The sequence below is a fragment of the Brucella pseudogrignonensis genome, from assembly GCF_031454375.1.
Taxonomy (GTDB): Bacteria; Pseudomonadota; Alphaproteobacteria; order Rhizobiales; family Rhizobiaceae; genus Brucella; species Brucella pseudogrignonensis_A.
Genome location: NZ_JAVDQT010000001.1, coordinates 1,415,609 through 1,439,741, shown reverse-complemented (window position 1 = coordinate 1,439,741; position 24,133 = coordinate 1,415,609). Strand labels below are relative to the sequence as shown.

Below are 24,133 nucleotides of genomic sequence, written 5' to 3'. Positions count from 1 at the left end.
GGAGAACTTCTGGCGTCTCTATATCGCCCCATTCTGCAAAATGCCACCCCTTCGACGACATAGCTCCCATCTTATATCCTATAACGCCAGACCTCCGCGTTTCGCATGGGATCATGCGGAAAGATGCTTGATTATCCGGGCTTGCTTTGATTGACATTTTTTTTATGAACGCCAATATACGCGCGGGATTAAATAATGCCGCCTTGAGGGCGGTTTTTTATTTCCGCTTAAATATGGGAAACGCTGCCTGACCGGCTTGGCCGGAGGCGCTGCAATAAAAAGGCTAATGGAGGCCTGACTGCAATGACCAACGTTACGACTGTGCAACCGCTTTACGACACTTACAATCGTGCGGCTCTGCGCTTCGAGCGAGGTGAGGGCATCTGGCTGATTACCGAAAGCGGTGAACGTTATCTCGATTTTGCGGCTGGCATTGCGGTAAACTCGCTTGGCCATTCGCATCCACATCTCGTCAATACATTGAAAGATCAGGCTGACAAGCTCTGGCACCTGTCGAACCTCTATGAAGTTCCGGGTCAGGAAAAGCTGGGTCAGCGTCTGGTCGATGCGACTTTTGCAGACAAGGTTTTCTTCACCAATTCCGGTGCAGAGGCGCTGGAATGTGCGATTAAGACTGCGCGCCGCTATCATTATGTAAACGGTAATCCTGAGCGTTTTCGTGTCATTACATTTGAAGGTGCGTTTCACGGCCGTACGCTGGCCACGATCGCTGCTGGCGGCCAGGCCAAGTATCTCGAAGGCTTTGGCCCGAAGGTCGATGGTTTCGATCAGGTTCCTTTCGGCGATGAAGCAGCGCTGCGTGCTGCGATTACCGATGAAACGGCTGCAATTCTGCTTGAGCCTGTGCAGGGCGAGGGCGGTCTGCGCGGTTTCCCGGAAGAATTTATGCGTCTTCTGCGTAAGATCTGCGATGACAAAGGCCTGCTTCTGATCCTTGATGAAGTGCAGACCGGCGTTGGCCGTACGGGCAAATTGTTTGCCCATGAATGGTCAGGTATCACACCAGACATTATGGCAGTCGCCAAGGGTATCGGCGGCGGCTTCCCAATGGGCGCATGTCTTGCAACAGCTGAAGCTGCCAAGGGCATGACCGCTGGCGTGCATGGCACCACCTATGGCGGCAATCCGCTCGCTATGGCTGTTGGCAATGCTGTGCTTGATGTTGTGCTGGCTGATGGCTTCCTAGAAAGCGTTCAGGAAACTGCTCTCACCATGAAGCAGGGTCTTGCGTCGATTATCGATCGCTATCCAAATATTATTTCGGAAGTGCGCGGTCGTGGTCTGCTGATGGGCATCAAATGCGTTGTGCCAAACGTGAACCTCATTCAGGCTCTGCGTGATGAGCACCTGCTCAGCGTTGGCGCTGGCGACAATGTTGTTCGTATTCTTCCTCCTCTGGTGACAACACCGGAAGAAGCGCGTGAAGCATTGGCACGTATTGAAGCAGCTGTAGAGCGGCTTTCTGTTGCAAATCCGACCAGCAAGACGGCGTGAGATTATGGCGAATAATGGTATAAAGCACTTCATTGACCTCTCAGCTGTTCCGGCAACGGAACTGCGCGCGATCATGGAAGACGCCAAGGCACGTAAGGCACGCACAAAGGCTGGCGAGATCGAAAAGCCATTCGCGGGCAAAGTGCTGGCGATGATTTTTGAAAAGCCATCCACGCGTACCCGCGTATCGTTCGATGTCGGCATGCGTCAGCTGGGTGGCGAGACCATTATGCTGACGGGTTCGGAAATGCAGCTCGGTCGCAGCGAAACCATTGCGGACACCGCAAAGGTGCTCTCGCGCTATGTCGACGCGATCATGATCCGTACAACATCGCATGATCGCATGCTGGAATTGGCCGAACATGCGACCGTTCCGGTAATTAATGCACTGACCGACGACACGCACCCTTGTCAGATTATGGCTGACGTTCTTACATATGAGGAACATCGCGGCTCGATCAAAGGCAAGACCTTTGCCTGGATGGGGGACGGTAACAACGTTCTTCATTCGCTTGTGGAAGCTGCGGCGCGTTTTGATTTCAACGTCAATATCGCAACGCCGGAAGGCAGCGAGCCGAAGCATCAATACATCGATTGGGCAAAGGCAAACGGCGCGACTATCATGTCCACTGCGGACCCGATCAAGGCAGTAGACGGTGTGGATTGCATCGTCACTGACACGTGGGTTTCTATGGGGCAGGAAGATCGTGCGCGTGGCCACAATGTTTTCATGCCCTATCAGGTGAATGCACGTCTGATGGCTAATGCTGACCCGAAGGCGCTTTTCATGCACTGCCTGCCCGCGCATCGCGGTGAGGAAGTGACTAACGAAGTGATCGACGGCCCACAATCGGTCGTCTTCGATGAAGCTGAAAACAGGCTGCATGCCCAGAAGGCCATTCTGGCGTGGTGCCTGCAAGGCAGCTGATTGGGAGCATATTTTGTCTGACAAGATCAGCACAGAGCATAACGAAGCCGAAGTTGTTCATATCGATATGAACAACTTCGAGTTCGCAGGTGATGACGCCGTTGTGCCTTTCCAGGTGGAAGGGCTCGACGTGCGTGGTCGCGCCGTGCAGTTGGGCGCAAGCATTGACGCAATTTTGAAGCGCCACGACTACCCGGAACATGTTGCCCGCCTTCTGGCGGAAGCGACGGTTTTGACCACGCTTCTTGGCACATCATTGAAGTTTGAAGGCAAGTTTATCTTCCAGACGCAGTCTGACGGTCCGGTTGATATGCTGGTGGTAGATTTCCGCACGCCGAAGTCTGTGCGTGCTTATGCCCGTTTTGATGCAGAGCGCGTTGCGGAAGCGGTGAGCGCTGGCAAAACGCGCCCTGAAGAACTGCTCGGTCGCGGAACACTCGCTTTCACCGTAGATCAGGGTGCGCATACGCAGCGCTATCAGGGCATTGTTGCGCTCGATGGTTCGATGCTGGAAGAGATCGCACGCACCTATTTCCGCCAGTCTGAGCAGATTGCAACCGATATGAAGCTGAGCGTTGCAAAGCTTGTCGAACGCGACAGTGAAGGCAAGCTGATTGAGCGCTGGCGTGCTGGCGGTCTGATGATTCAGTTTCTGCCGGAATCTGAAATGCGCGCTCGTATGCCTGATCTTCCGGGTGGCGATGGCGATGAAAACACCGCCGTTCTTGGCCCTGAAGATGATGGCTGGGATGAAGCACGTTCGCTGGTTGGAACGATTGAGAGCTCAGAACTGACCGACCCACAGGTTGGCTCAGAACGACTGCTTTATCGTCTGTTCCATGAGCGTGGCGTGCGTGTGTATGAATCGATCCGCGTTGAGGATAATTGCTCATGCTCGCGCGAGAAGATTGAAGGCGTGTTCAATAATTTCTCGGCTGAAGAGATTGAGGACAGCGTCAAGGACGGCAAGATTTCGGTGACATGCGAATTCTGCTCAACGACCTACGAGTTCGATCCGGCGCAGTTTGCGAAGTAAGATTAAGAAAAAGGCGGTTTGGAAGCATTTCCAGCAAAAGTGCTAAGCGGTTTTGCTTAGGATAATGCGAATAAATAACCAGCCGCCTTTTTTAATTCAGAGTGCGTCGTGTTTCTGGAATATCCAGCGAGAAGGCCGGAATATCGACGTCAAATGAATTTCCATCAGGCGATTGCATCTGATAGCGCCCGACCATGACGCCCGATGTTGTGCTCAGCGGGCATCCCGATGAATACTGATAGGAATCGCCGGGATTAAGCGTCGGCTGTTCGCCGATCACACCAGCGCCGCGCACTTCTTCAATACGACCATTACCATCGGTGATCTGCCAATAGCGCGAGCGGAGCTGGACACTCTGCGATGAATTGTTGGCGATGGTGATCCGGTAGCCCCAGACATAGCGGTTTTCGTCCGGCTCGGACTGGTCTTCGAGATAAAACGGCTCAGCCGTTACCTCAATATCCCGTGTTACCGCTCTGTACATGCGCACCCGCCTTCAAATCTTACCGTGTCATTGTCTTCTATCGCCAAACTTGCGGGTAAGGTCAACGATTTGTGGCTGCAATTGCCGGAATGTTCCGGCAATTGCTCTATTGGGAACTATCAATCAGCGAGCAGCGGCAAGCGCTTCCAGCACGTCTTCAACAAGATCATCCTGATCTTCGAGACCAACCGAAATACGCAGCATACCGTCAGAAATGCCGAGTTCTGCGCGCGCTTCATCGGTGAGGCTCTGATGCGTGGTTGTAGCTGGATGGGTGATGATGCTCTTTGCATCGCCCAGATTGTTGGAAATGCTGAAGACCTGCAACGCGTTTTCAAACTTGAACGCTGCTTCCTTGCCGCCTTCGAGTTCGAGCGCGATCAGTGTCGAGCCGCCAGTCATCTGTTTTGCAATAATGTCTGCCTGTGGGTGATCGGCACGGCCCGGATAAATGACCTGCTTCACACCTGCCTGACCAGCAAGCGCATCGGCAACTGCTGCCGCCGACTGCGTCTGCTGACGCACGCGAACGCCGAGTGTTTCAAGGCCTTTGAGCATAATCCATGCATTGAATGGGCTCATGCCCGGGCCGGTATGACGGAAGTAAGGCTGTAGCACTTCTTCGGTCCATTCCTGATCGGAAAGGATAATGCCGCCGAGGCAACGGCCCTGACCATCGATATGCTTGGTGGTCGAATAGACGACGATATGCGCGCCGAGTTCCAGCGGCTTTTGGTAGAGCGGCGTTGCAAACACATTGTCAACGATCAGCTTTGCGCCGATTTCATTGGCAATCTCTGCAACGGCTGCAATGTCGATAACCTCAAGCGTCGGGTTTGACGGGCTTTCAAGCAGCATGACTTTGGTGTTTGGACGAACAGCTGCTTTCCAGTTTTCAATCTTCGAACCGTCGATGATGGAGAACTCAACGCCATAGCGTGGCAGCAGTGTTTCGATAATGTAGCGCGACGAGCCAAACACGGCGCGCGCGCAGATGACATGTTCGCCTGCCTGTACTTGACAGAGAATGGATGCGGCGACTGCCGACATGCCGGATGTGAAAGCACGAGCATCTTCCGCGCCTTCGAGCGCGCACATGCGCTTTTCAAACATGTCGGTAGTTGGATTGGCATAACGCGAATAGATGAAACCCGGGTCTTCGCCAGTGAAGCGTGCTTCAGCAGCTTCTGCGGTCGGGTAGAGGAAGCCCTGCGTCAGATAGAGAGCTTCGGACAGCTCTGCAAAGCCCGAACGCAGCGATCCTGCATGAACGAGTTGCGTTGCTGGGCGTAATTTACGGGTAGTCTTATTCGTCATTTTATCCAACCTGTCGAAAGCTGGTCGGCCGGGGCGTTTCTGCCTCGGCGGCCAATAAAAAACCGGCCTTGCGAATACACAAAAGGCCGGTTACGAACCGCGGCCTTATTTTAGCGAATTCTTTAACGTGGCTGCAAGCCGGCCGGCCAAATCACCACGGAACACTTTTTCCTTATGCCTCTTGAGCGGGGTCGTCAATGCCAGAAGATGCGCACATGCTGGAAAATAAGCAATTTGACATCCCTTTAAGCGCGTGAAAGCTGGGGAAATAGACTCAAAATGCTGGTCTTGCGGCATTCAAGCAGTCAATGGTCTTAAACCTATTTTAAGTAATTCACGGAGTTGAGTGGCATGACGCAGAGGGAAGCAGGAATTCTGGCAGATGCGGATATTGCCGCGCTGTTTGAAAGCGGTTTGCTCAAGTCTCAGCGTCCGCTGGATGCCGATCAGATTCAGCCTGCCAGCCTTGATCTGCGTTTGGGTGCCAAAGCCTATCGTGTGCGCGCCTCTTTCATGCCCGGCCCGGGAACGCCCGTCATCGACAAGCTGGAACGCCTCAAGCTCCATGAGATCGATCTGACCGCTGGTGCGGTTCTTGAAACCGGCTGCGTCTATATTGTGCCGCTGCTTGAAAGCCTGTCGCTTTCGCCGGAACTGTCGGCTTCTGCCAATCCGAAAAGCTCGACCGGACGCCTTGATATTTTTACCCGTGTCATCACCGATGGCGCGCAGGAATTCGACAAGGTTCTGGCTGGCTATAATGGTCCGCTTTATCTTGAAGTCAGCCCGCGCACCTTCCCGATTGTGGCGCGCACTGGATCGCGCCTGTCGCAAATCCGTTTCCGTCAAGGCCGCGCACAGCTGACTGAAGCAGAACTTGCAGTGCTGCATCAGACTGAAACGCTGGTGGCAGCCGAAATGCCGAATATTTCCGGCGGCGGCATTGCGCTTTCGGTTGATCTTTCGGGTGGCGAAGACAGGCTGATCGGCTATCGCGGCAAGCACCACACAGCGGTGGTTGATGTCGATAAGCGTGCAGCGCATGACGTTCTCGACTTCTGGGAACCGATTTATGACCGTGGTGCACGCGAATTGGTACTGGACCCGGATGAGTTTTACATTCTTGTATCGCGCGAAGCGGTGCATGTACCGCCGCTATATGCCGCCGAAATGACGCCTTTTGACCCGCTGGTCGGTGAATTCCGTGTGCATTATGCAGGCTTCTTTGATCCGGGCTTCGGTCACACCGCTGCGGGTGGAACCGGGAGCCGTGCGGTTCTGGAAGTGCGCAGTCATGAAGTCCCGTTCATTCTCGAACATGGTCAGATTGTCGGCCGTCTTGTTTATGAGCATATGTTGAAACGGCCGAAGGCGCTTTATGGCCTTGATCTTGGATCAAACTATCAGGCGCAGCAGCTCAAGCTCTCCAAGCATTTCAGGTGATTGCATTCTTCCCGGTTCCGTCTCTATAAAATAGGGAATAGGTGGAGGATTGCTTTGGTGAAAAACGGGAAAGATGAGGTGCGGGAAATCGCGACAGACACGCCAGCGCGTCGTCTGTCCGTGGGTATTGTCGCATTGCCGGGATTTACGCTGACTGCACTCAGCTTGTTTCTTGATCCGTTTCGTCTGGCAGCCGACGACCGCGATAAAAGCCGCCAGATCAGATGTGCATGGAAGATCTGCACCCTGTCAGGCGATCCGGTTACGTCCAGCTCCGGCATGGTGATCGAGCCAACCGCGCCAATCGGCGAGTTGGACGACTGCGATTATGTGGCTGTTGTTGGCGGTATTCTCGGACAATATCGCCCGCGCCAGCAAGCGCTGATTGATCTCATTAAGCGCGCTGACAAGCGTGGAAAAACCGTGGTTGGACTTTGCACGGCAGCTTTTTTGCTTGCTGAAGGCGGTTTGCTCGATGATCGCAACTGCTGTGTAAGCTGGTTTCACCGCGACGATTTTCTCGATCTTTTCGATGGCTATTCAGCCGATACCACGAGCTTGTTTCACCGCAGTGGACGACATTTCACCTGCGCGGGTGGTCTGGGTGCTGCGTCGCTGTCGCTCTCGATTATCCAGAATGAAATCTCGGAAGAACTGGCACGCAAAAGCGCGTCCATCCTGATGATCCCGTATGAGCTTGTGCGTTCGGAGCAACCCGCCTTGAGCTTCAACGGTGTTCGCTCGCCGATGATCCGCAAGGCAATCCGTATTTTCGAAGAAACGCTGGAAGAGCCGGTGCCGATGATCGATGTGGCGCGCAAGCTTGGCATTTCCGTGCGTCAGATGGAGCGCGGTTTCCGCATGGCAATTGGCCGCACAGCATTTGAGGTGCGCGAAGAATTGCGGGTTAAGAAAGCGCGGGAGCTGCTGTCTGAAACCGGGCTGTCATTGCTCGAAGTGGCTGTTGCAAGCGGCTTTACGGATACGCGCAGCATGAACCGCTCGTTTGTGCGCCAGAAGCAGAAGCCGCCACGCGATTATCGCAAAGAACATTGAACGTCGGGCGCATGTTGCGGAAAAGTGGGAGCCGCCTTCGCTGGGAAATCAGTTCACTGGACTGATTTCTTAACCCGCTTCGATCCGATAACAACATGCGGAAAAAAGAAGCTAGAGCGAGCGCATTAAGCGCAAATGGGCGCGACACGCTCTAGATTACTTGCGAATCCTGCACTGACCTCTTATTTTCCGCATCGAACCTGCCGCTTTGGCAGATGCTGAATGCAGGAGATTTGCATGTCTGATGGTGTGAACCGTTTTCTTGGCGATACGCCAGCGCGTGTGCTGATCAAGCTTATTCTGATCTCGCTTGTGGTTGGCGTGGTGATGAGCGCGTTTCACTGGACGCCTTATGATATTCTCTATGGTATCCGCGATTTTGTCCTGCGCCTATGGAATATGGGCTTCTCGGCAATAGCCGGTTTTGCGGATTATCTGATCCTCGGTGCAGCGGTTGTCATTCCGGTCTTTATTTTGCTCCGAATCCTGAGCTATCGGAAATAATTAAGAAGATTAGGATTTGGTAATATGCAGCAGAATAGCGGCTTCACTCTTTCCCGGCGCGGCTTTCTGATCCTCGCCGGTGGCGCGCTGGCCTATGCAGCTTTGCCGAAAAGCTTTGCAGAAGCAGCTGCTGGCGATGTTGATCCAACGGCGCTGTTTAATCAGATTCGCAAATCCAATGGTCTGTCGTCTATGGCGACGGACAGCAAGCTTGAGAAGGCTGCACTTTATCAGGCGCGCCGTATGGCATCTCATGGCAAGATTGGCCACTCGGTCGGTTGGGGCAATGGTTTTGTGTCGCGCCTCAAGCAGGCTGGCATTCGTGGCCCCGCGGCTGAAAATGTTGCCGCCGGACAGCCCAACACGCAGGCCGTGTTTGATGCCTGGATGAAATCACCCGGTCATCGCAAAAACATGCTCGATCCGACATTTAGCCATTACGGGCTTGCATGGGCAACGCCAGAAAACAATCCGCGCCGCCTGTATTGGGCGATGATGCTCGGCCTATAGATATCTTAAACGCGCATCGCTCCTGACATAAGGCTGTCAGGGCTGCGACAATGCGGTGGCCGAATTCTCTGTCGTTTTGAATGATTCCAGAATAGAGCTTTCCCTTATCTTGTTTGAATTTTGGGAAAGCCGGGGATCAGATGCTGCACGAGCAGAGCATTGTTTCCAGACCATTTGAAGTGACCAATCGCATGGTGATGATGATCGCCGTGCCGATGACGCTCGCTGCCATTACCACCCCATTGCTGGGGCTTGTCGATATGGGCGTGGTTGGTCAGATGGGGCAGGCGGAGCTAATTGGCGGGCTGGCTATTGGTGCGCTGGTGTTTGACTTCCTGCTGACCATGTTCAGCTTTCTGCGTTCCGGCACAACCGGCCTCGTCGCACAGGCGATGGGCGCGGGCGATAAAGCGGAAGAACAGGCGATCTTCTGGCGGGCAATCGTCATTGCCATTGCCGCAGGCATCCTGATGATCCTGAGCCTGCCGCTGACTTTAAAAATTGCATCGGACTTCATTCATCCGACCCCTGCCACGCAGGAAGCGATGATCACTTATGTTTCGATCCGCATGCTTTCAGCGCCTGTGGCGCTGATTAATTATTCGGTGCTGGGCCTGTTGCTTGGGCGCGGGCAGGGCATTCTGGGCCTCAGCCTTCAGGTGCTGATCAATGGCATCAATATCGTGCTCTGCATTATTCTCGGGCTGGAACTCGGCTGGGGTGTCGCTGGTGTCGCTTGGGCAACGGTGACGGGTGAAACGGTGGCCGCAGTCATCGGCCTATTCCTCGTCATGCGACATTTTCATAAGCAGACCGGGCGGCATCCTGATATCAAGCAGATTATGGATAAGACGGGCATTGTGCGAATGATCGCGCTTAATCGCGATATTATGATCCGCTCGATCCTTCTGCTCACAGCCTTTGCTTATTTCACCCGCGCAGGGTCAGAGCTTGGGCCGGTAACGCTCGCAGCAAATGCGGTTCTGCTGAACTTCTTTCTTATCTGCGGCTTTTTCCTTGATGGGATGGCCGCGGCCGTCGAACAGATCATCGGTCGATCCGTCGGTGCGCGCTATAGTCCCGCCTTTGTGCGCGGTGCCAAACTTACCTTCGTCTGGGGGCTGGTTATGGCAAGTGCGATTGCACTTATTTTGCTGGTCTTTGGCGATGCGATTATCGGCCTTCTGTCGAAGGCTTCCGATGTCCGCGATGAGGCGATCAAATACCTGCCATGGGCGGCATTAACCGGGCTTACTGGCCTGCTCGCATTCCATATGGATGGCGTTTATATCGGCGCAACATGGTCGCGCGATATGCGCAACATGATGTTCTTCTCGCTGATATTCTTTTTGGCGGTGCTTTATGCAGTAAAGCCCGTGATGGGAAATCACGGGCTTTGGCTGGCAATCAATCTGTTTCTGTCGATCCGCGGCATCACGCTTCTGGCGTTGTTGCCGCGCAGATATAAAGCTGAGTTCTTTAAACCTTAATCAAACAAGCGGCGCGCTGCCCAATCCTTTGTGTCGCGGTCGCGCAGATCAGCAATGCTTTCCACCCCTGCCGCTTTCACAGCATCGGAAAGTCCACGCACGATGTCGGATGCGAGGCCCGGACCACGATAGATCATGCCGGTATAGAGCTGAATAAGATCAGCACCGGCTCTGATTTTTGCAAGCGCTGTTTCGGCGCTATCAATACCACCAACACCGATCAGCGGCATGTCGGCACCAACGCGCTCACGCATACGTGCCAGAATGATTGTCGAACGCTCAAACAGCGGCGCACCCGAAAGGCCACCGGTTTCTTCGCGATTATCAGCACTTTTCAGGCCATTGCGCGACAGTGTGGTGTTGGAAACGATAATACCGTCAAGCTTCTGCTCAAGCGCTTCCGCTGCAATATCATCAAGTTCTTCGTCTGCAAGATCAGGTGCGATTTTCAGGAAAACCGGACGCTTCAGCGTGCACATTTTGCCTTCTTCATCACGCGCAGCAAGCACACGCGCGAGAAGTTCGCGCAGCGCATCGCGTGATTGCAGATTGCGCAGACCTGGCGTGTTGGGCGATGAAATATTAACCGTGAAATAGCGCGCCAGCTGATAGAATTTGCGAATGCCAGCAACATAATCGCCGATACGGTCTTCGGCATCTTTGTTAGCGCCGATATTCACACCAACGATGCCGGTCTTGCCAGCGCGCTGCGACAGGCGCTTGAACGCTGCGTCATGGCCTTCATTGTTGAAACCAAGGCGGTTGATGACGGCATGGTCATCGACCAGACGGAAAATGCGCGGGCGTGGATTACCGCTCTGCGGACGCGGCGTGATGGTGCCGACTTCGGTAAAGCCAAAGCCGATTTTCAAAAGCGCATCCGGCACCTCGGCATTTTTGTCAAAGCCAGCGGCCATGCCAACCGGATTTGGAAACTGCAAACCAGCAATCTTCACCGACAGCGCCGGGTCATGCGGGCGGCTACAGGTGACGATGCCTGTTTTCAGACCGGCGATGGACAGACCATGCGCTTGCTCGGCGTCGAGCGTAAACAATGCACGTCGACCGATTGCTTCAAAAAATCCGCTCATTAACCCTCAAGCTCCGGGAAGATATGGAGACCATTGTCGTCGAGCAGCAATGGCTCGACTTTTATCACTGCCGACACTGGCAGTACGTTATAAAGATGCGGAAACAACGCCCCGCCACGCGAGACTTCATATTTCAGTGCGTCGCCTAAAGCACCAGCATCTACGCTCACCAGCAGCAGATCGGCTTGCCCGGCAAAATGTTTGGCGGCTGTTTCGCGCACCTGTTCATGGGTGGAGAAATGGATATAGCCATCGGCAATATCAACCGGTGCCCCGGTAAATTTGCCAGCCTCTTCTGCCTGCGCCCAGAGATCGCGTGGGGCGATCTTGTATATGGTCGTTTTGGTCATGGCGGCTCTCTAGCCCGAATTTATTAGAAAATCAAAGCATGGCTTGCTCGTTTTTCTTGCATAGCTCCCATATGATGGGGAGAGCTCAAGCGCATCCCGAAAAGTGTGAAGCGGTTTTCGGACAAGATGCGCTTAAAAAAGCATTCTAAAGGAGGTCGATTATGACTGACAGAATTCGTGCAATCGCCGTCGCTTCAATGCTTGGGTTAAGCTTTGTTGCAAGCAGTGCTTACGCTCAGGAGAATGGACGCTATCGCCTTGAAGGCACAGAAACCGGCTATGTCCGGCTCGATACGCGAACAGGTGCGCTTTCTGTTTGTAACGAGCAGCAGGGCCAGCTTATCTGCAAAATGGCGACTGAAGACCGCGAAGCTTACGAGAACGACATTTCCGATTTGCAGGATCGTGTGAAGAAGCTTGAAGATAAGTTTGCGACGATTGATGCGGGAACTGCATCGGCCTCGCCGTCGAAACTGCCATCAGAAGCCGAGTTTGAACAGTCGCTTGGCTATATGGAACGTTTCATGCGCCGTTTTATGGATGTGGCCAAAAGCTTCGACAGTGAGCCGGAAAAGCCAGCGGGCAACCTTCCACAGTAGGCGCATGGTCATTTAGTAGTGCTTGCGCCAACGGCCTGAAAATGCTTGCCTTCTTTTGCTGTTTTTCCAATAGAGGTTAAACGGTATGGGAGGAAAGTCCGGCAATGCAGGGCTGGGGAATTATAGGCGTCGCATTTCTGTATCTGCTGATGCTGTTTGCTGTGGCAAGCATCGGCGACAGGCGTGCGTCGCGCTGGAGCATTGCTCCGCGCCCCTATATTTATGCGCTGAGCCTTGCTGTCTATTGCACCTCGTGGACGTTCTTTGGCTCCGTAGGTCTGTCTGCGCAACGCGGGCTTGAGTTCCTAGGCATCTATATCGGGCCTATTCTGGTTTTCACGCTCGGAAACCGCCTGCTGCGCCATATCGTGCGGCTCGCTAAAGCCGAGCATATCACCTCGATTGCCGACTTTCTGGCGGCCCGCTATGGCAAAAGCTTCGGCGTAGCATCCCTTGCCACGGCAATTGCTGCCGTCGGCTCCATTCCATACATTGCACTGCAGCTAAAAGCCGTTTCGGGCAGTGTTGGTTTGGTCATGGAGCATTATGGCTCGGCTTTTGACCCGTCTTCTTTTGTGTTTGGCGATATTTCGCTGCCCGTCGCAGCGGTGCTTGCGGTGTTCGCGATCCTGTTTGGCACGCGTCACACTGATGCGACCGAACACCAGAACGGGCTAATTCTGGCCGTAGCGCTCGAATCAGTCATCAAGCTCTGCGCGTTTCTGACGGTTGGTCTGGCCTGTACGTTTTTCCTGTTTGGCTCACCCGGTGAGTTAATCGACAAGATCTCACAATCGCCAGCGGCCCTTGATGCATTCCACTATGAAACGTCGATTGGCACCTGGATTGTCCATACGATGTTGAGTGCAGCGGCCATCATCATGCTGCCGCGCCAGTTCCATGTCACTGTCGTTGAAAGCCGTAGTGAAAAAGAACTGCGCACAGCATCGTGGTTGTTTCCGATCTATCTGATCCTGATCAACATCTTCGTGTTTCCGATTGCGCTGATCGGCGTGATGACGCTCGGAAATACGGTGAGTGGTGATCTTTATGTGCTGGCTTTGCCGCTATCAGCTGGCGCACACTGGCTGGCGCTGGTCGCGTTTCTCGGAGGCCTGTCGGCCGCAACAGCGATGGTGATTGTTGCCTGTGTGGCATTGGCGATCATGATCTCCAACCATCTGGTCTTGCCATTGATTATTCGCACGCTGGCTGTGCGGCACCCGACCGAGCAGCGTGATCTCACCATGATCATTCTCAACACCCGGCGGCTGACAATTATCGGTATTCTGGCGCTGGCCTTTGTCTATTACCGCATGGCGTCGAATAATATTCATCTGGCGTCTATTGGTCTCATATCCTTTGCAGCCATCGCGCAGTTTGTGCCGTCTTTCATTGGCGGGCTGTTCTGGCGCAATGCCAATGGACGCGGTGCGATGCTGGGCCTTTCGGCAGGCTTTTTAATCTGGGCATATACGCTGCTGCTGCCGACGGTCGCGCCGGAAAATGCAGCTATCTTGCGTGAGGGCTTCCTCGGTCTGACCGCCCTGCGCCCCGAAGCGCTGTTTGGAAGCGATGCTCTGCCACTGACCCATGGTGTGATGTGGAGCCTCGCCGCTAACACGCTGTTCTATATTCTTGGCTCGCTGTCGCGTGCTTCAACCCCACTGGAGCGCATTCAGGCCAGTATTTTCCTGCCACGCTATTCGATTGCAGCACCAACCCTCAAACGCTTGCGCACAACTGTCACGGTCGCAGAACTCAAAGCCACCATGTCGCGTTATCTGGGTGCTGAACGCGTCGAACGCGCCTTCATCCGCTTTGAAGGGCGTGAGCAGCGCAAGCTTGATCCCGGCATGATGGTCGATACGCCGCTGATCCGTTATGCCGAGCAACTGCTTGGTACAGCAGTTGGCTCTTCGTCGGCCCGTCTGGTCTTGTCATTGCTGTTTAAACGCAATGACGCATCCGCCCGTGATGCCCGGCAATTGCTTGATGATGCTTCGGTTGCCTTGCAACAAAACCGCGACCTGTTGCAGATTGCGCTCGATCAGATGGATCAGGGCATCACGGTTCTTGATAAAGATTTGCGGCTCACATGCTGGAACCGTCAATTCAGAAAGCTGCTTGAACTGCCCGATGAAGTCATGCAGGTCGGTATTCCAGTATCCGAAATTGGCGAGCATCTGGTGCGCAGTGGTGACTTGAGCGCCAGTGCAGAAAATGCTGCTATCCGTTCGCTGGCAACCTTGCGCAAACCATGGCGATTGACACTCAAATCAACCGGCAAGGTGCTGGAAATCAACTCCAATCCCATGCCCGATGGTGGTCTTGTGGCCACCTATACCGACATTACTGCCGAAGTTGAGGCGGACAAAATGCGCCAGCACGAGGCAGAAGTGCTTGAACAGCGCGTGGTGGATCGAACGGCAGAACTAACGCTGGTCAACCAGAAACTCGCCAAGGCGCAGAGCGTTGCTGAAGAAGCCAATCTTGGCAAAACACGCTTTCTGGCGGCCGCTGGTCATGATATTTTGCAACCGCTCAATGCGGCACGGCTTTATAGTACAGCACTGGCCGAAAAGCTTGGCCGTGCCGAAACAAGCCAGCTTGCACGCAATATCGACAGCTCTCTTGAATCGGTCGAGGCCATTCTCGGCATGGTGCTGGATATTTCGCGCCTCGATACCGGCGCGCTGAAACCAGAAGAAACCGTATTCCGTCTTGACCGGCTTTTGAGCCAGATTGCGACTGACTTCACGCCGATGGCACGCAAGAAAGGGCTTAAACTTCGCGCCGTGCCATCGAGCATCGTGGTCAAGACCGACCGTAATATGCTGCGCCGCGTCATTCAGAATCTGGTTTCCAATGCGATCAAATATAGCCGCAAAGGCGGGATCCTGTTCGGCGTCCGCCGCAGAGGTGATTTCATCGAATTGCAAGTGCTGGATACGGGTATTGGCATCCCCCAGCAGAAACTGAAATTGGTTTTCCGCGAGTTTACACGTCTTGATGAAGGCATGCGCGAAGCCGAAGGTCTGGGCCTTGGCTTGTCCATCGTTGATCGTATTGCCCGTATGCTTGAACTACCGTTGACCTTCACGTCTACATCTGGGAAGGGCAGCGTGTTTTCTATCCGTATTCCGATTAGTCATGAAGCCGTGCCGGTTGAGGAAGTAGCTAACCGGAAGGGCATCAAGCGGGCATCGAGCCTAGCGGGCCTTGATGTGCTTTGTATTGACAATGACGCGAATATTCTGGCCGGCATGGAAACATTGCTGGGTGGTTGGGGCTGTAACCTTACAACGCTTCGTAACGGCTCAGGCCTGAAGGTTTATTGCGTTGAGCGCGAGGTTCCACCGGATATTATCGTGGCTGACTATCATCTTGATCATGAAAATGGGCTGGATCTAATCGGCTTTGCACGCGAGAATTTCGGCAGCGAGGTTCCGGCAATTCTTCTGACTGCTGATCGCTCAAAGGAAGTGCGCAGGCGTGCTGAAGAAGAGAATGTCACTGTGCTCAATAAGCCGTTGCGACCGGCAGCTCTGCGCTCGCTTCTATCGAGCGCATTGCATCAGCGCTCCGCTGCTGCCGAATAAAGTTCTTAGCTTGGCTCAATGGTCAGAGCGTCGCTGCCAATGCGCGAGAGCAGAATGACTGCCTGCGTGCGGCTATCAACGCCAAGCTTTTGCAGAACAGCCGAGACATGCGCTTTGACGGTGGCTTCGGAGACATTCAGTTCATAGGCGATTTGCTTGTTGAGCAAACCTTCCGCAAGCATGGTCAGCACGCGGGTTTGCTGCGGGGTCAGTGTCCTAATCTTGGCAATCAGCGTTTCAATTTCAGGGTCGCGCGCTTCATCAATATCAATATCGGATGGTGTCCAGATGTCGCCACCAAGGACAGCATGCACGGCTTCGCCGATGGTTTCCATGCTGGCAGATTTGGAGATGAAGCCCGATGCGCCGAGCTCAATAGCATGGCGAATGGTGGCAGCATCATCTGTTGCCGAGACGATAATAATGGGCAGTGCTGGTTCAAGTGCTTTCAGCGTGACCAGACCAGACAGTCCGGTGCCACCGGGCATCGTCAGATCAAGCAACAAAAGATCAATATCGCCGCCATCAGCGACCAGCTTTTTTGCAGCATCGAAATCGCCGACTTCAATGATTGTTGCGTCTTCCGGCAAGCTCGACAGAACCTGTCTGAGTGCTCCCCTGAAAAGCGGATGATCGTCAGCGATGATAAACTGCATAAGCCTCGCACGCCATTCTGAAAGTCCTCCCCGAGCGATGCATGGTGACATGCAACTGTCTCGTTTTATGCCGTTTTTCGTCTCTCGCAACTAAAAATAGCACTAATTAGCCGGAACTTATGTCGCATTGCCCCCTTATGGCCGCATTATACGCTAATTTTGGGTTTGAAACAGCGACCTTGGTGATAATCAGAAGGCCTTACATGACACGCAATACGCTTTATCCGGAGACCGTGCCCTTCAAAGAAGAGATGCTGCAAGTATCGGCTCTGCATCGCATCTATGTTGAGCAATGCGGCAATCCTGATGGCAAACCCGTGATCATGATCCATGGCGGGCCGGGCGGCGGCATCACGCCCGCTATGCGTCGTCTGCACGATCCCGAAAAATATCGCATCATCTTATTCGATCAGCGTGGCTGTGGCCGTTCAACGCCCCATGCGGAATTGCGCGAGAACACCACTTGGGATCTGGTTGCAGATATGGAGCGCATCCGCACCCATCTAGGCATTGAGAAATGGCAGGTCTTTGGCGGCTCCTGGGGTTCAACACTGGGTCTCGCTTATTCCCAAACGCACCCGGATCGCGTGTCGGATATGATCCTGCGCGGCATCTTCATGGTGCGCCGCTTTGAAGTCGATTGGATGTATTCCAACGGCGCAAGCATCATTTTCCCGGATCATTTCGAGGCCTATCAGGAACATATCCCGGAAGAAGAACGTGGCGATATGATTGCCGCTTACTATAAGCGCCTGACGGACCGCGATCCGCAGGTGCAACTGGCCGCAGCGCGTTTATGGGCGCGGTGGGAAGGTTCTGTGCTGTCAGTCCAGCCCGATCCAGCGCGTGTCGAAGCTTTTGGTGAAGACCTCTATGCCGTCGCTTTCGCGCGTATTGAATGCCACTATTTCCAAAACCGCGGTTTCCTTGAAAGTGACGACCAGCTTCTGCGTAATGTTGACCGTATCCGCCAGATTCCGGGCGTGATTGTTCATGGCCGCTACGATATTTGCACGCCATTCATCAATGCTTGGCAGCTTAAAAAGATGTGGCCCGAGGCTGATCTCAAGATTGTTGAAGATAGCGGGCATTCCGTCACGGAGCCGGGAATCACGCATGAGCTTATTGAAGCAACCAAGCGATTCGCCACTTAAGCGATGCATATAACGGCAATTTTAAAGCCAGAAGTTGCCCAAATATTAGAAAATACGAAAAAACTGCCAGTTAAACGGTGCATTTTGCACCGTTCATCTTTTCTTTGTTTGTTTTCCCCTACAGATTAGCCCGTGAACAATTGGGGTTCTCCCAAATCGCAAAAGTTCATGGGAAGTAATTTATCTGGCGAATCTCATCCGTTGCAAGGACGGCCCGGTTTGAGTTCGTGTTGAGAGGGATACAGACTAATGTTGAAAGAATTCAGAGAATTTGCTCTTAAGGGCAATATGGTTGATCTTGCTATCGGTGTTATCATCGGTGGCGCATTCGGTGGTCTTGTTAACTCGATTGTCAACGACATCATCATGCCAGTCATCGGTTTGATTACTGGCGGTATCGACTTCTCCAATATGTATATCCAGCTTGCTGGTGATCCACGCCCGACACTTGCTGCGGCTCGTGAAGCTGGTGCAACCATTGCTTACGGTAATTTCGTTACCCTGCTCATCAACTTCATGATTATTGCCTGGGTTCTGTTCCTTGTCGTCAAGGGCATGAACAAGCTTAAGAAGAAGGAAGAGGCAAAGCCGGAAGCAGTTGCAGAGTTGCCGCGTGAAGAAGTTCTGCTTGCAGAAATCCGCGATCTTCTGGCAAAGCAGAGCAAAGCTTAATCGCTTTCACATAGCTAATTTAGAACGGGGTCTTTATGGCCCCGTTTTTATTTGATCCATCAATTTGAATGATTGGATCATCACAAAATACCACATGATTTCATGGTTGCTCCTTGCTAAGCAGGAGCAATCAAAATTGAATTATGTGGGAACAAATGACGCTTTTTACTGATCTCCGTCGTGAAGCAGCTGAAGCACCGGATAGTGGTATTGTTGCTGTCGCCAATCATGGCCGGGGCAAGCCGGGAATTATTCCTCTCTGGGTTGGTGAGGGTGATCTGCCGACGCCTGATTTCATCCGTGAAGCTGCACAGAAGGCCATTGCAGATGGCGAAACTTTCTATACGTGGCAGGCTGGTATCCCCGATCTGCGTGAAGCACTGGTTCGCTATCACGAGCGTCATTTTCCGCAGCCGTTCAAAACGGAAAATTTCTACGTCACCGGCTCAGGCATGCACGCCATTGAAATGGCGCTGACCGCGACCACAGGTGCGGGCGAAGAAGCGATTTATCTCTCACCAGCATGGCCGAATTTCGTTGGTGCTGCCGGATTGGCCGGCGCTGTTCCAGTGCCTGTCGAACTCGAATTTGGCGCGAATGGCTGGGTGCTTGATCCTGAAAAGATCGCGGCAGCCATTACGCCACGCACCCGTGCTCTTTTCATCAATACGCCATCCAATCCGACTGGCTGGACGGCCGATATTGAAACCCTGCGCTATATTCTCAATCTCGCGCGCGAAAAGGGCATCTGGATTATTGCAGACGAGATCTACACCCACTTCTATTACGGCGGTGGTCGTGCGCCTTCCTTCATGGATATCATGGAGCCGGATGATCGCATTATCTTCGTCAATTCGTTCTCAAAAAATTGGGCGATGACAGGCTGGCGCGTGGGCTGGATGAATGTGCATCCATCCATTGGTCCGGCTATTGAGAATATGATCCAATATTCCAATTCCGGCGTGGCGCAGTTTATGCAGCGTGGTGCAGTCGCGGCTCTTGATCATGGTGATGAATTTATTGCCATGCAGGTCGATCGCGCACGTTCAACGCGGGATCGCTTGTGTGCGACCTTGCAGGAAACGGGCAAAGTGCGCCTGACGCCACCACAGGGCGCGTTCTATCTGTTCTTTGGCGTCGATGGCGTCACGGATTCGGTTAAAGCGGCAATCGATATGGTTGATAATGCCAATGTTGGCCTTGCACCCGGCAGCGCCTTTGGTGTGGGCGGCGAGGGTTATTTCCGCCTTTGCTTCTGTCGCAACCCGCAGCAAATCGATGAAGCCGCTGCAAGATTGGTTCGCTGGATCAATGATCTTTAAAAGCAAAAAGGCCGGTGAAAACCGGCCTTTTTGAATGCTTCATTGCTGAACTGATCAGCCGCCCGCTTTGGAAACCATCAGCGGTATGATGCGGTCCGAATTGGCAGCCTTCGGTGCTTCCGGTTCTGCAAATGGAATGCCGAGCGTATTCCAGACTTCGAGCAGCGCGTCTTTCAGGCCGTCAATCAGCGCATCGTCATGCAATGGTGACGGCGTGATGCGAAGGCGCTCGGTGCCGCGCGGCACAGTCGGATAGTTGATCGGCTGAATATAGATGCCATGCACGTCGAGTAGGCGGTCGCTGGCTTTCTTACAAAGCTCCGGATCACCAACCAGAATTGGCACGATATGGGTTTCCGAAGGCATGACGGGGAAACCAGCACCGGACAGAACGTCTTTAGCACGCTGCGCTTGACGCTGCTGACCATCACGCTCAACCTGCGAAACCTTCAGATGGCGGATCGCAGCGGTCGCGGAAGCCGCAACTGCTGGCGGCAGCGATGTCGTGAAGATGAAGCCTGGCGCATAAGAACGCACGGCATCGATAATCGCGCGTGATCCGGTGATGTAACCACCCAGAGCGCCAAATGCCTTGGCGAGTGTGCCTTCGATGATGTCGATGCGATCTGCAAGGCCGTCGCGTTCGGTTATGCCACCACCGCGTGCGCCATACATGCCAACCGCATGGACCTCATCAATATAGGTCATGGCGTTATACTTATCGGCCAGATCGGCAATCTTTTCGATTGGCGCGATATCGCCATCCATCGAATAGACGGATTCAAACACGATCAGCTTGGCGCGGGAACGATCCGCAGATTTCAGAAGCTGTTCGAGATGCTCAACGTCATTGTGACGGAAAATCTTCTTCTCTGCACCCGAACGACGCACGCCTTCGATCATCGAAGCGTGGTTCAACTCGTCAGAAAGGATCAGACAGTTGGGAAGCAATCGTGCAATGGTCGAGATCGAAGCTTCGTTGGAAACAAAGCCAGAGGTGAAGACGAGACCTGCTTCTTTGCCATGCAGATCGGCCAGTTCGGCTTCAAGCTCAACGAGCGGGTGATTGTTGCCCGAAATATTGCGCGTGCCACCTGCGCCAGAACCTGTAGAATTGGCAGTGTCGCACATAGCCTTGATGACATCGGGATGATGCCCCATGCCTAGGTAGTCGTTTGAACACCAAACGGTGATCTCACGTGCGGTGCCATTATTACGCCAGGTAGCGCGGGGGAAACGTCCAACAATGCGTTCAAGATTGGCAAAAACGCGGTAACGCTTCTCGGCGTGCAGCTGGTCGATCGCTTCTTCAAAAAACCGGCGATAGTCCATTATACGCTCCTTGTTATCGCTCTAGTACCGCTTTTGTGTCTCTGCGTCCATGCCGCAATGATGGGCAATTTGCCACGTTTCCGTGAAGCTGCATTGATCTAAATCAAACAAATAGCAGGGTTTTTTAGAATACTACGAAAAAGTGGGAGCTAATTTTTGATAATGAAATGCGTTTCAAGAGACGCACTGGAGCCGCGGCGGTGAGTGCGAAAAAATGCGACCCGCTCTAACGGGTCATCAGACGATAAATGAATTTTGGCGCTGAATCGCGGCGGCGAACATAGACCCGCGGCATGCCAAATGGATCATCCGTAGCGCGTGCTCGTGCATGAACTGTTGTTGTTGCAGTTTCATATCCCGCTTCACGGCACATTTCGCGATGGATCGGCAGGTTGCCGCCATAAGGATAGGCGAAATTGCTCACTTCTGAGCCGAGCATGTCCTCGAGCTTGAGCTTGCATTCCACGATTTGACGGCGTGCTTCGTCATTGGGTGTCTTTTCGAGATTGACGTGATCAAGCGTATGCGCACCCACTTCATGGCCAAGGGCTGCCCATTCGCGCATCTGTGTAACTGACATGCAGGGCGAAAGCGGAACGCCGACTGCATTATCCCAGACATTGCTGCCGCCAAGCTGATTGGCGACAAAATAATTGGTTGCGGTAAAGCCGAACTCCGAAAGCACGGGCAGGGCATTCTCGTAATTGTTGAGGAATCCGTCATCGAAGGTGATAACTGCAACCTTGCCGGTCTTCTCGCCTTTGATATAGGGCATGGCATCGCGCAGCGAGAGGCCTTGATATCCTAGTCTTTTCAGCCATGCCATTTGGCTGCGGAACTTATCCGGGTGCACCCAAAGTCCGCGAAACGGGATTTTCTTGTGCGGGAGGGCCGCAATCTGATGATAAAGAAGAACAGGAACAGCCATGTTTCTCACTTCGATTTTGCAGAGAAGTTGCGCACACGCATCCGGTAAATCGGACGCAGTATTTCGCGTGCAAGCTTGTCTTTGAAGGATTTCTTGTGCTGGATTGTCGTGCCGCCAAGCTCGGCGGAAATTTCTTTGACGCCGCCCGGAATGACAGCAAGCGGCTGTAATCCGGTCACCCAGCGCATTTGCACTGTGGTATCGACAGGGCGGTCAAATTGCTCTGTCGCAGCCAAGAGTTTCTTAGCGGCATCAAAGCTGACAAGTTGCGCCACCATGCCAAGCCCAATCGGGTTTGGGATAATTATGCGGAGTTGATCATTTCGGAAAACTTCACGACCCTGTTCGCGGTCGCGGAACGTGAAGCGCACAAAACTGCCCGGCTCGAAATGATCGGTGACGGCCTGAAAGGCCACACTGAAAACATCTGTCAATTCAATGTCGTCTTCAATCACAAAGCCCGCATCGAGCTTTTGATCGACAATCGCTTGCCACGCTTTGCGATGCGATATGAAACAGGCGATCTCATTTTTGCTGAGTTCAAACGGATAGCGCGGGGCATGCAGCCTGCGCTTATAAACGCGCTTTATGTCTGCTTCTGGCAAAGTGCGGCTATCAACGGCATCAATGACTTCTGTTTTAACAGGCAGTTCCTGGACGAGTTTTGCGACTTGCGGCCTGCGATCGCTCGCGCGCGCCAAGTGAATGATGAAGGCCTTGATATTCATGTTGAACCTGAGCGCATAAAGTAAAGCGAGCTAGAATAGCCCTCTATATCTGTTATGCGCTCAATTTGCGCAAGTCGCTCTTATTAGTCTGCTTTAATCAAGGCTCCCGAGGCGATCTTCTCTTCGATCCATTTGCGTTCAGCGGCCCAATCGTGGCGCTTCCAGCCTTCCCAGCTAAAGCCGCAGATCTTTATGTCCCAGTCGGGAAGTGAATATTTGCGCAAGGCAAGCCAGATTCCAAAGAAGCCGGTGCTCGGAAATACTTCTTTCATCCGATCAGCGCCAATTCCCAACTCGTCGCAAACAGAGAAGTAGTCCTGTGACGGCATGATGCGAATCTTTTTTCCCGCGCGGCCGAAATAATCGATGGCTTCATTCGTCCAATCTGCACGGCGACCTTTGAGGCGCGACAGGAAATTCGGGTGATGATGAAACCGTTTGATGATGCTTGGGTGAAAGGCGAACAAAACCTCCGGCGTATTGCGAACAATTTCCGAATTGATGAAGTTTGGATTTTTGATCCATTCCTCCATTTGCTTGCTCGATGTCGCAAGCATCAGCATGTCGGTTTTTGTGCCTGTCATTCCCAGAGAAACGCGTGGTTCGTTAAAGCGAATAACAAGGTCAGCGGAATCGATTTCTGCCGACATATCTCGGCCAACCGGGCCGTTCCCGACAATAAAAAGTGTCTTATTCATATGTTAGGAAATCTTGTTCTGTTAATTTAGACAATCAGATTTAATCAAATTACGTCGATTATGCGTTTGAAGCTATGTCTCACGCATTTGAGGTCATTTTTTCTGATCACTTTTGTCGCGTCCTCATACGGCTTTCGTGAGATTGCTTACCATTAGGGCCTAGGTTCTGACAACGCAGCCATGCAGTTTATGCACTTCTCAAACCGATTGAAAAGGAAGAAGCTTCATCTTGGGAGGAAGGTAAAAATGCAGCACTGAAAAGGTGCTCAACATAAGGGGATACCATTATGAACCACCTTCGCACTCAGTTTTCCCGTTGGATGCAGTATCGCGAAAATCTGCGCGAGCTGAGCGGTTGCACCGACCGCGAATTGTCCGATCTCGGTCTGTCACGCGCAGATATTCGCCGTGTTGCCCACGAAGCCGCTTTCGCCTGATCGTTTCTAGGCGTTAAACCTCACCTGGCTTCTTGAAGCGGATGTGAATGTCATCGCCTGCAAGGTCAAAACCGGCATAGTTGCGCTGAAATGCGATGAGGGCATCGTTGACGCCCTTTGAATAATCATCGTCGTGCACTTCAACGTGATGCCGGTAAATGATCCTGTCGTCTTTGTAGAATATGACCTGACCTTCCATGATGGCCTCCTCTTAAAGCCTTATGGTGCGTGCTGAGCAAAGCTCATTGACGTCGGTATATTCTATCGAGATAGGCGTGTGG

At 53.1% G+C, this 24,133-nt stretch carries 24 protein-coding genes and 1 riboswitch; of the genes, 14 read left to right on the top strand and 10 right to left on the bottom strand.

From position 1 onward, the window contains the following. Window positions 1-303 precede the first annotated feature (303 nt). Genes J2782_RS07270 through J2782_RS07260 form a run of 3 tightly spaced genes read left to right on the top strand, consistent with a single transcriptional unit; the run spans window position 304 to window position 3,479 of the window. Window positions 304-1,515: an aspartate aminotransferase family protein gene (locus J2782_RS07270; RefSeq protein ID WP_310010925.1), complete on the top strand. Its 1,212-nt coding sequence runs from the start codon at window positions 304-306 to the stop codon at window positions 1,513-1,515. A gap of 4 nt (window positions 1,516-1,519) precedes the next feature. Then, window positions 1,520-2,443, top strand: coding sequence for an ornithine carbamoyltransferase (gene argF, locus J2782_RS07265; RefSeq protein ID WP_250040046.1), 924 nt, complete (start codon window positions 1,520-1,522; stop codon window positions 2,441-2,443). A 13-nt stretch (window positions 2,444-2,456) separates the two neighbouring features. Then, entirely contained in the window at window positions 2,457-3,479 is a 1,023-nt protein-coding gene (locus J2782_RS07260) for an Hsp33 family molecular chaperone (RefSeq protein ID WP_310010924.1), read from the top strand. Between the two features lie 91 nt (window positions 3,480-3,570). Here J2782_RS07260 and apaG read toward each other — a convergent pair whose 3' ends face one another. Both apaG and J2782_RS07250 read right to left on the bottom strand, forming a co-directional pair. Further along, the gene (gene apaG, locus J2782_RS07255; protein WP_250040049.1) at window positions 3,571-3,963 is read right to left on the bottom strand and encodes a Co2+/Mg2+ efflux protein ApaG; all 393 of its coding nucleotides are present in this window, start codon (window positions 3,961-3,963) and stop codon (window positions 3,571-3,573) included. Window positions 3,964-4,086: 123 nt separating this feature from the next. Beyond that, complete coding sequence (locus J2782_RS07250; RefSeq protein WP_310010923.1) at window positions 4,087-5,280, bottom strand: O-succinylhomoserine sulfhydrylase; 1,194 nt, start codon at window positions 5,278-5,280, stop codon at window positions 4,087-4,089. An 87-nt stretch (window positions 5,281-5,367) separates the two neighbouring features. Beyond that, window positions 5,368-5,448: riboswitch (SAM riboswitch) on the bottom strand. Between the two features lie 183 nt (window positions 5,449-5,631). On the opposite strand from J2782_RS07250, the gene J2782_RS07245 reads away from it, so the two are divergent. The 5 genes from J2782_RS07245 (at window position 5,632) to J2782_RS07225 (ending at window position 10,283) form a co-directional block, all read left to right on the top strand. Further along, window positions 5,632-6,723 (top strand): 2'-deoxycytidine 5'-triphosphate deaminase, encoded by a 1,092-nt coding sequence (locus J2782_RS07245; RefSeq protein ID WP_310010922.1) that lies wholly within the window; start codon window positions 5,632-5,634, stop codon window positions 6,721-6,723. A gap of 57 nt (window positions 6,724-6,780) precedes the next feature. Continuing rightward, the gene (locus J2782_RS07240) at window positions 6,781-7,779 is read left to right on the top strand and encodes a GlxA family transcriptional regulator (protein ID WP_310010921.1); all 999 of its coding nucleotides are present in this window, start codon (window positions 6,781-6,783) and stop codon (window positions 7,777-7,779) included. A gap of 237 nt (window positions 7,780-8,016) precedes the next feature. Continuing rightward, window positions 8,017-8,283: a DUF6460 domain-containing protein gene (locus J2782_RS07235; protein ID WP_250040055.1), complete on the top strand. Its 267-nt coding sequence runs from the start codon at window positions 8,017-8,019 to the stop codon at window positions 8,281-8,283. A 24-nt stretch (window positions 8,284-8,307) separates the two neighbouring features. Then, complete coding sequence (locus J2782_RS07230; protein WP_310010920.1) at window positions 8,308-8,793, top strand: CAP domain-containing protein; 486 nt, start codon at window positions 8,308-8,310, stop codon at window positions 8,791-8,793. Window positions 8,794-8,933: 140 nt separating this feature from the next. Further along, complete coding sequence (locus tag J2782_RS07225; protein ID WP_310010919.1) at window positions 8,934-10,283, top strand: MATE family efflux transporter; 1,350 nt, start codon at window positions 8,934-8,936, stop codon at window positions 10,281-10,283. Here the strand turns inward: J2782_RS07225 and J2782_RS07220 are convergent. Further along, window positions 10,280-11,374 (bottom strand): quinone-dependent dihydroorotate dehydrogenase, encoded by a 1,095-nt coding sequence (locus J2782_RS07220; RefSeq protein ID WP_310010918.1) that lies wholly within the window; start codon window positions 11,372-11,374, stop codon window positions 10,280-10,282. The two genes, J2782_RS07225 and J2782_RS07220, sit on opposite strands and share 4 nt — an antisense overlap. Next, window positions 11,374-11,724: a DUF952 domain-containing protein gene (locus J2782_RS07215; protein ID WP_310010917.1), complete on the bottom strand. Its 351-nt coding sequence runs from the start codon at window positions 11,722-11,724 to the stop codon at window positions 11,374-11,376. The genes J2782_RS07220 and J2782_RS07215 overlap by 1 nt, the downstream gene beginning before the upstream one ends. 161 nt (window positions 11,725-11,885) lie before the next feature. Here J2782_RS07215 and J2782_RS07210 point away from each other — a divergent pair, with 161 nt between their 5' ends. Then, window positions 11,886-12,323 (top strand): hypothetical protein, encoded by a 438-nt coding sequence (locus J2782_RS07210; protein WP_310010916.1) that lies wholly within the window; start codon window positions 11,886-11,888, stop codon window positions 12,321-12,323. 104 nt (window positions 12,324-12,427) lie between these two features. Further along, window positions 12,428-15,925 (top strand): PAS domain-containing hybrid sensor histidine kinase/response regulator, encoded by a 3,498-nt coding sequence (locus J2782_RS07205; protein ID WP_310010915.1) that lies wholly within the window; start codon window positions 12,428-12,430, stop codon window positions 15,923-15,925. 5 nt (window positions 15,926-15,930) lie between these two features. Here the strand turns inward: J2782_RS07205 and J2782_RS07200 are convergent, their stop codons facing one another. Beyond that, the gene (locus J2782_RS07200; RefSeq protein WP_310010914.1) at window positions 15,931-16,581 is read right to left on the bottom strand and encodes a response regulator; all 651 of its coding nucleotides are present in this window, start codon (window positions 16,579-16,581) and stop codon (window positions 15,931-15,933) included. 203 nt (window positions 16,582-16,784) lie between these two features. On the opposite strand from J2782_RS07200, the gene pip reads away from it, so the two are divergent. The 3 genes from pip to J2782_RS07185 all read left to right on the top strand — a co-directional run bounded on the left by pip (window position 16,785) and on the right by J2782_RS07185 (window position 19,729). Beyond that, on the top strand, window positions 16,785-17,735 hold the full coding sequence (gene pip, locus J2782_RS07195; RefSeq protein WP_310010913.1) for a prolyl aminopeptidase: 951 nt from the start codon (window positions 16,785-16,787) through the stop codon (window positions 17,733-17,735). A gap of 249 nt (window positions 17,736-17,984) precedes the next feature. After that, window positions 17,985-18,407, top strand: coding sequence for a large conductance mechanosensitive channel protein MscL (mscL, locus tag J2782_RS07190; protein ID WP_310010912.1), 423 nt, complete (start codon window positions 17,985-17,987; stop codon window positions 18,405-18,407). Between the two features lie 155 nt (window positions 18,408-18,562). Then, window positions 18,563-19,729, top strand: coding sequence for a pyridoxal phosphate-dependent aminotransferase (locus J2782_RS07185; protein ID WP_310010911.1), 1,167 nt, complete (start codon window positions 18,563-18,565; stop codon window positions 19,727-19,729). A 54-nt stretch (window positions 19,730-19,783) separates the two neighbouring features. Here J2782_RS07185 and hemA read toward each other — a convergent pair whose 3' ends face one another. The 4 genes from hemA to J2782_RS07165 all read right to left on the bottom strand — a co-directional run bounded on the left by hemA (window position 19,784) and on the right by J2782_RS07165 (window position 23,415). Next, window positions 19,784-21,061: a 5-aminolevulinate synthase gene (gene hemA, locus J2782_RS07180; RefSeq protein ID WP_310010910.1), complete on the bottom strand. Its 1,278-nt coding sequence runs from the start codon at window positions 21,059-21,061 to the stop codon at window positions 19,784-19,786. A 226-nt stretch (window positions 21,062-21,287) separates the two neighbouring features. Next, window positions 21,288-21,989 carry a polysaccharide deacetylase family protein gene (locus J2782_RS07175; RefSeq protein WP_310010909.1) on the bottom strand — a complete coding sequence of 234 codons (702 nt, stop codon included), beginning with the start codon at window positions 21,987-21,989 and terminating at the stop codon, window positions 21,288-21,290. Window positions 21,990-21,994: 5 nt separating this feature from the next. Continuing rightward, a complete protein-coding gene (locus J2782_RS07170) occupies window positions 21,995-22,717 on the bottom strand; it encodes a glycosyltransferase family 25 protein (RefSeq protein ID WP_310010908.1) in 723 nt (240 codons plus the stop codon). An 83-nt stretch (window positions 22,718-22,800) separates the two neighbouring features. Further along, complete coding sequence (locus J2782_RS07165) at window positions 22,801-23,415, bottom strand: glycosyltransferase family 29 protein (RefSeq protein WP_310010907.1); 615 nt, start codon at window positions 23,413-23,415, stop codon at window positions 22,801-22,803. A gap of 287 nt (window positions 23,416-23,702) precedes the next feature. Between J2782_RS07165 and J2782_RS07160 the strand changes: the two genes are divergently transcribed. Next, window positions 23,703-23,852 (top strand): DUF1127 domain-containing protein, encoded by a 150-nt coding sequence (locus tag J2782_RS07160; protein ID WP_310010906.1) that lies wholly within the window; start codon window positions 23,703-23,705, stop codon window positions 23,850-23,852. Between the two features lie 13 nt (window positions 23,853-23,865). Here J2782_RS07160 and J2782_RS07155 read toward each other — a convergent pair whose 3' ends face one another. Next, entirely contained in the window at window positions 23,866-24,051 is a 186-nt protein-coding gene (locus J2782_RS07155; RefSeq protein WP_007873529.1) for a hypothetical protein, read from the bottom strand. Window positions 24,052-24,133 lie beyond the last annotated feature (82 nt).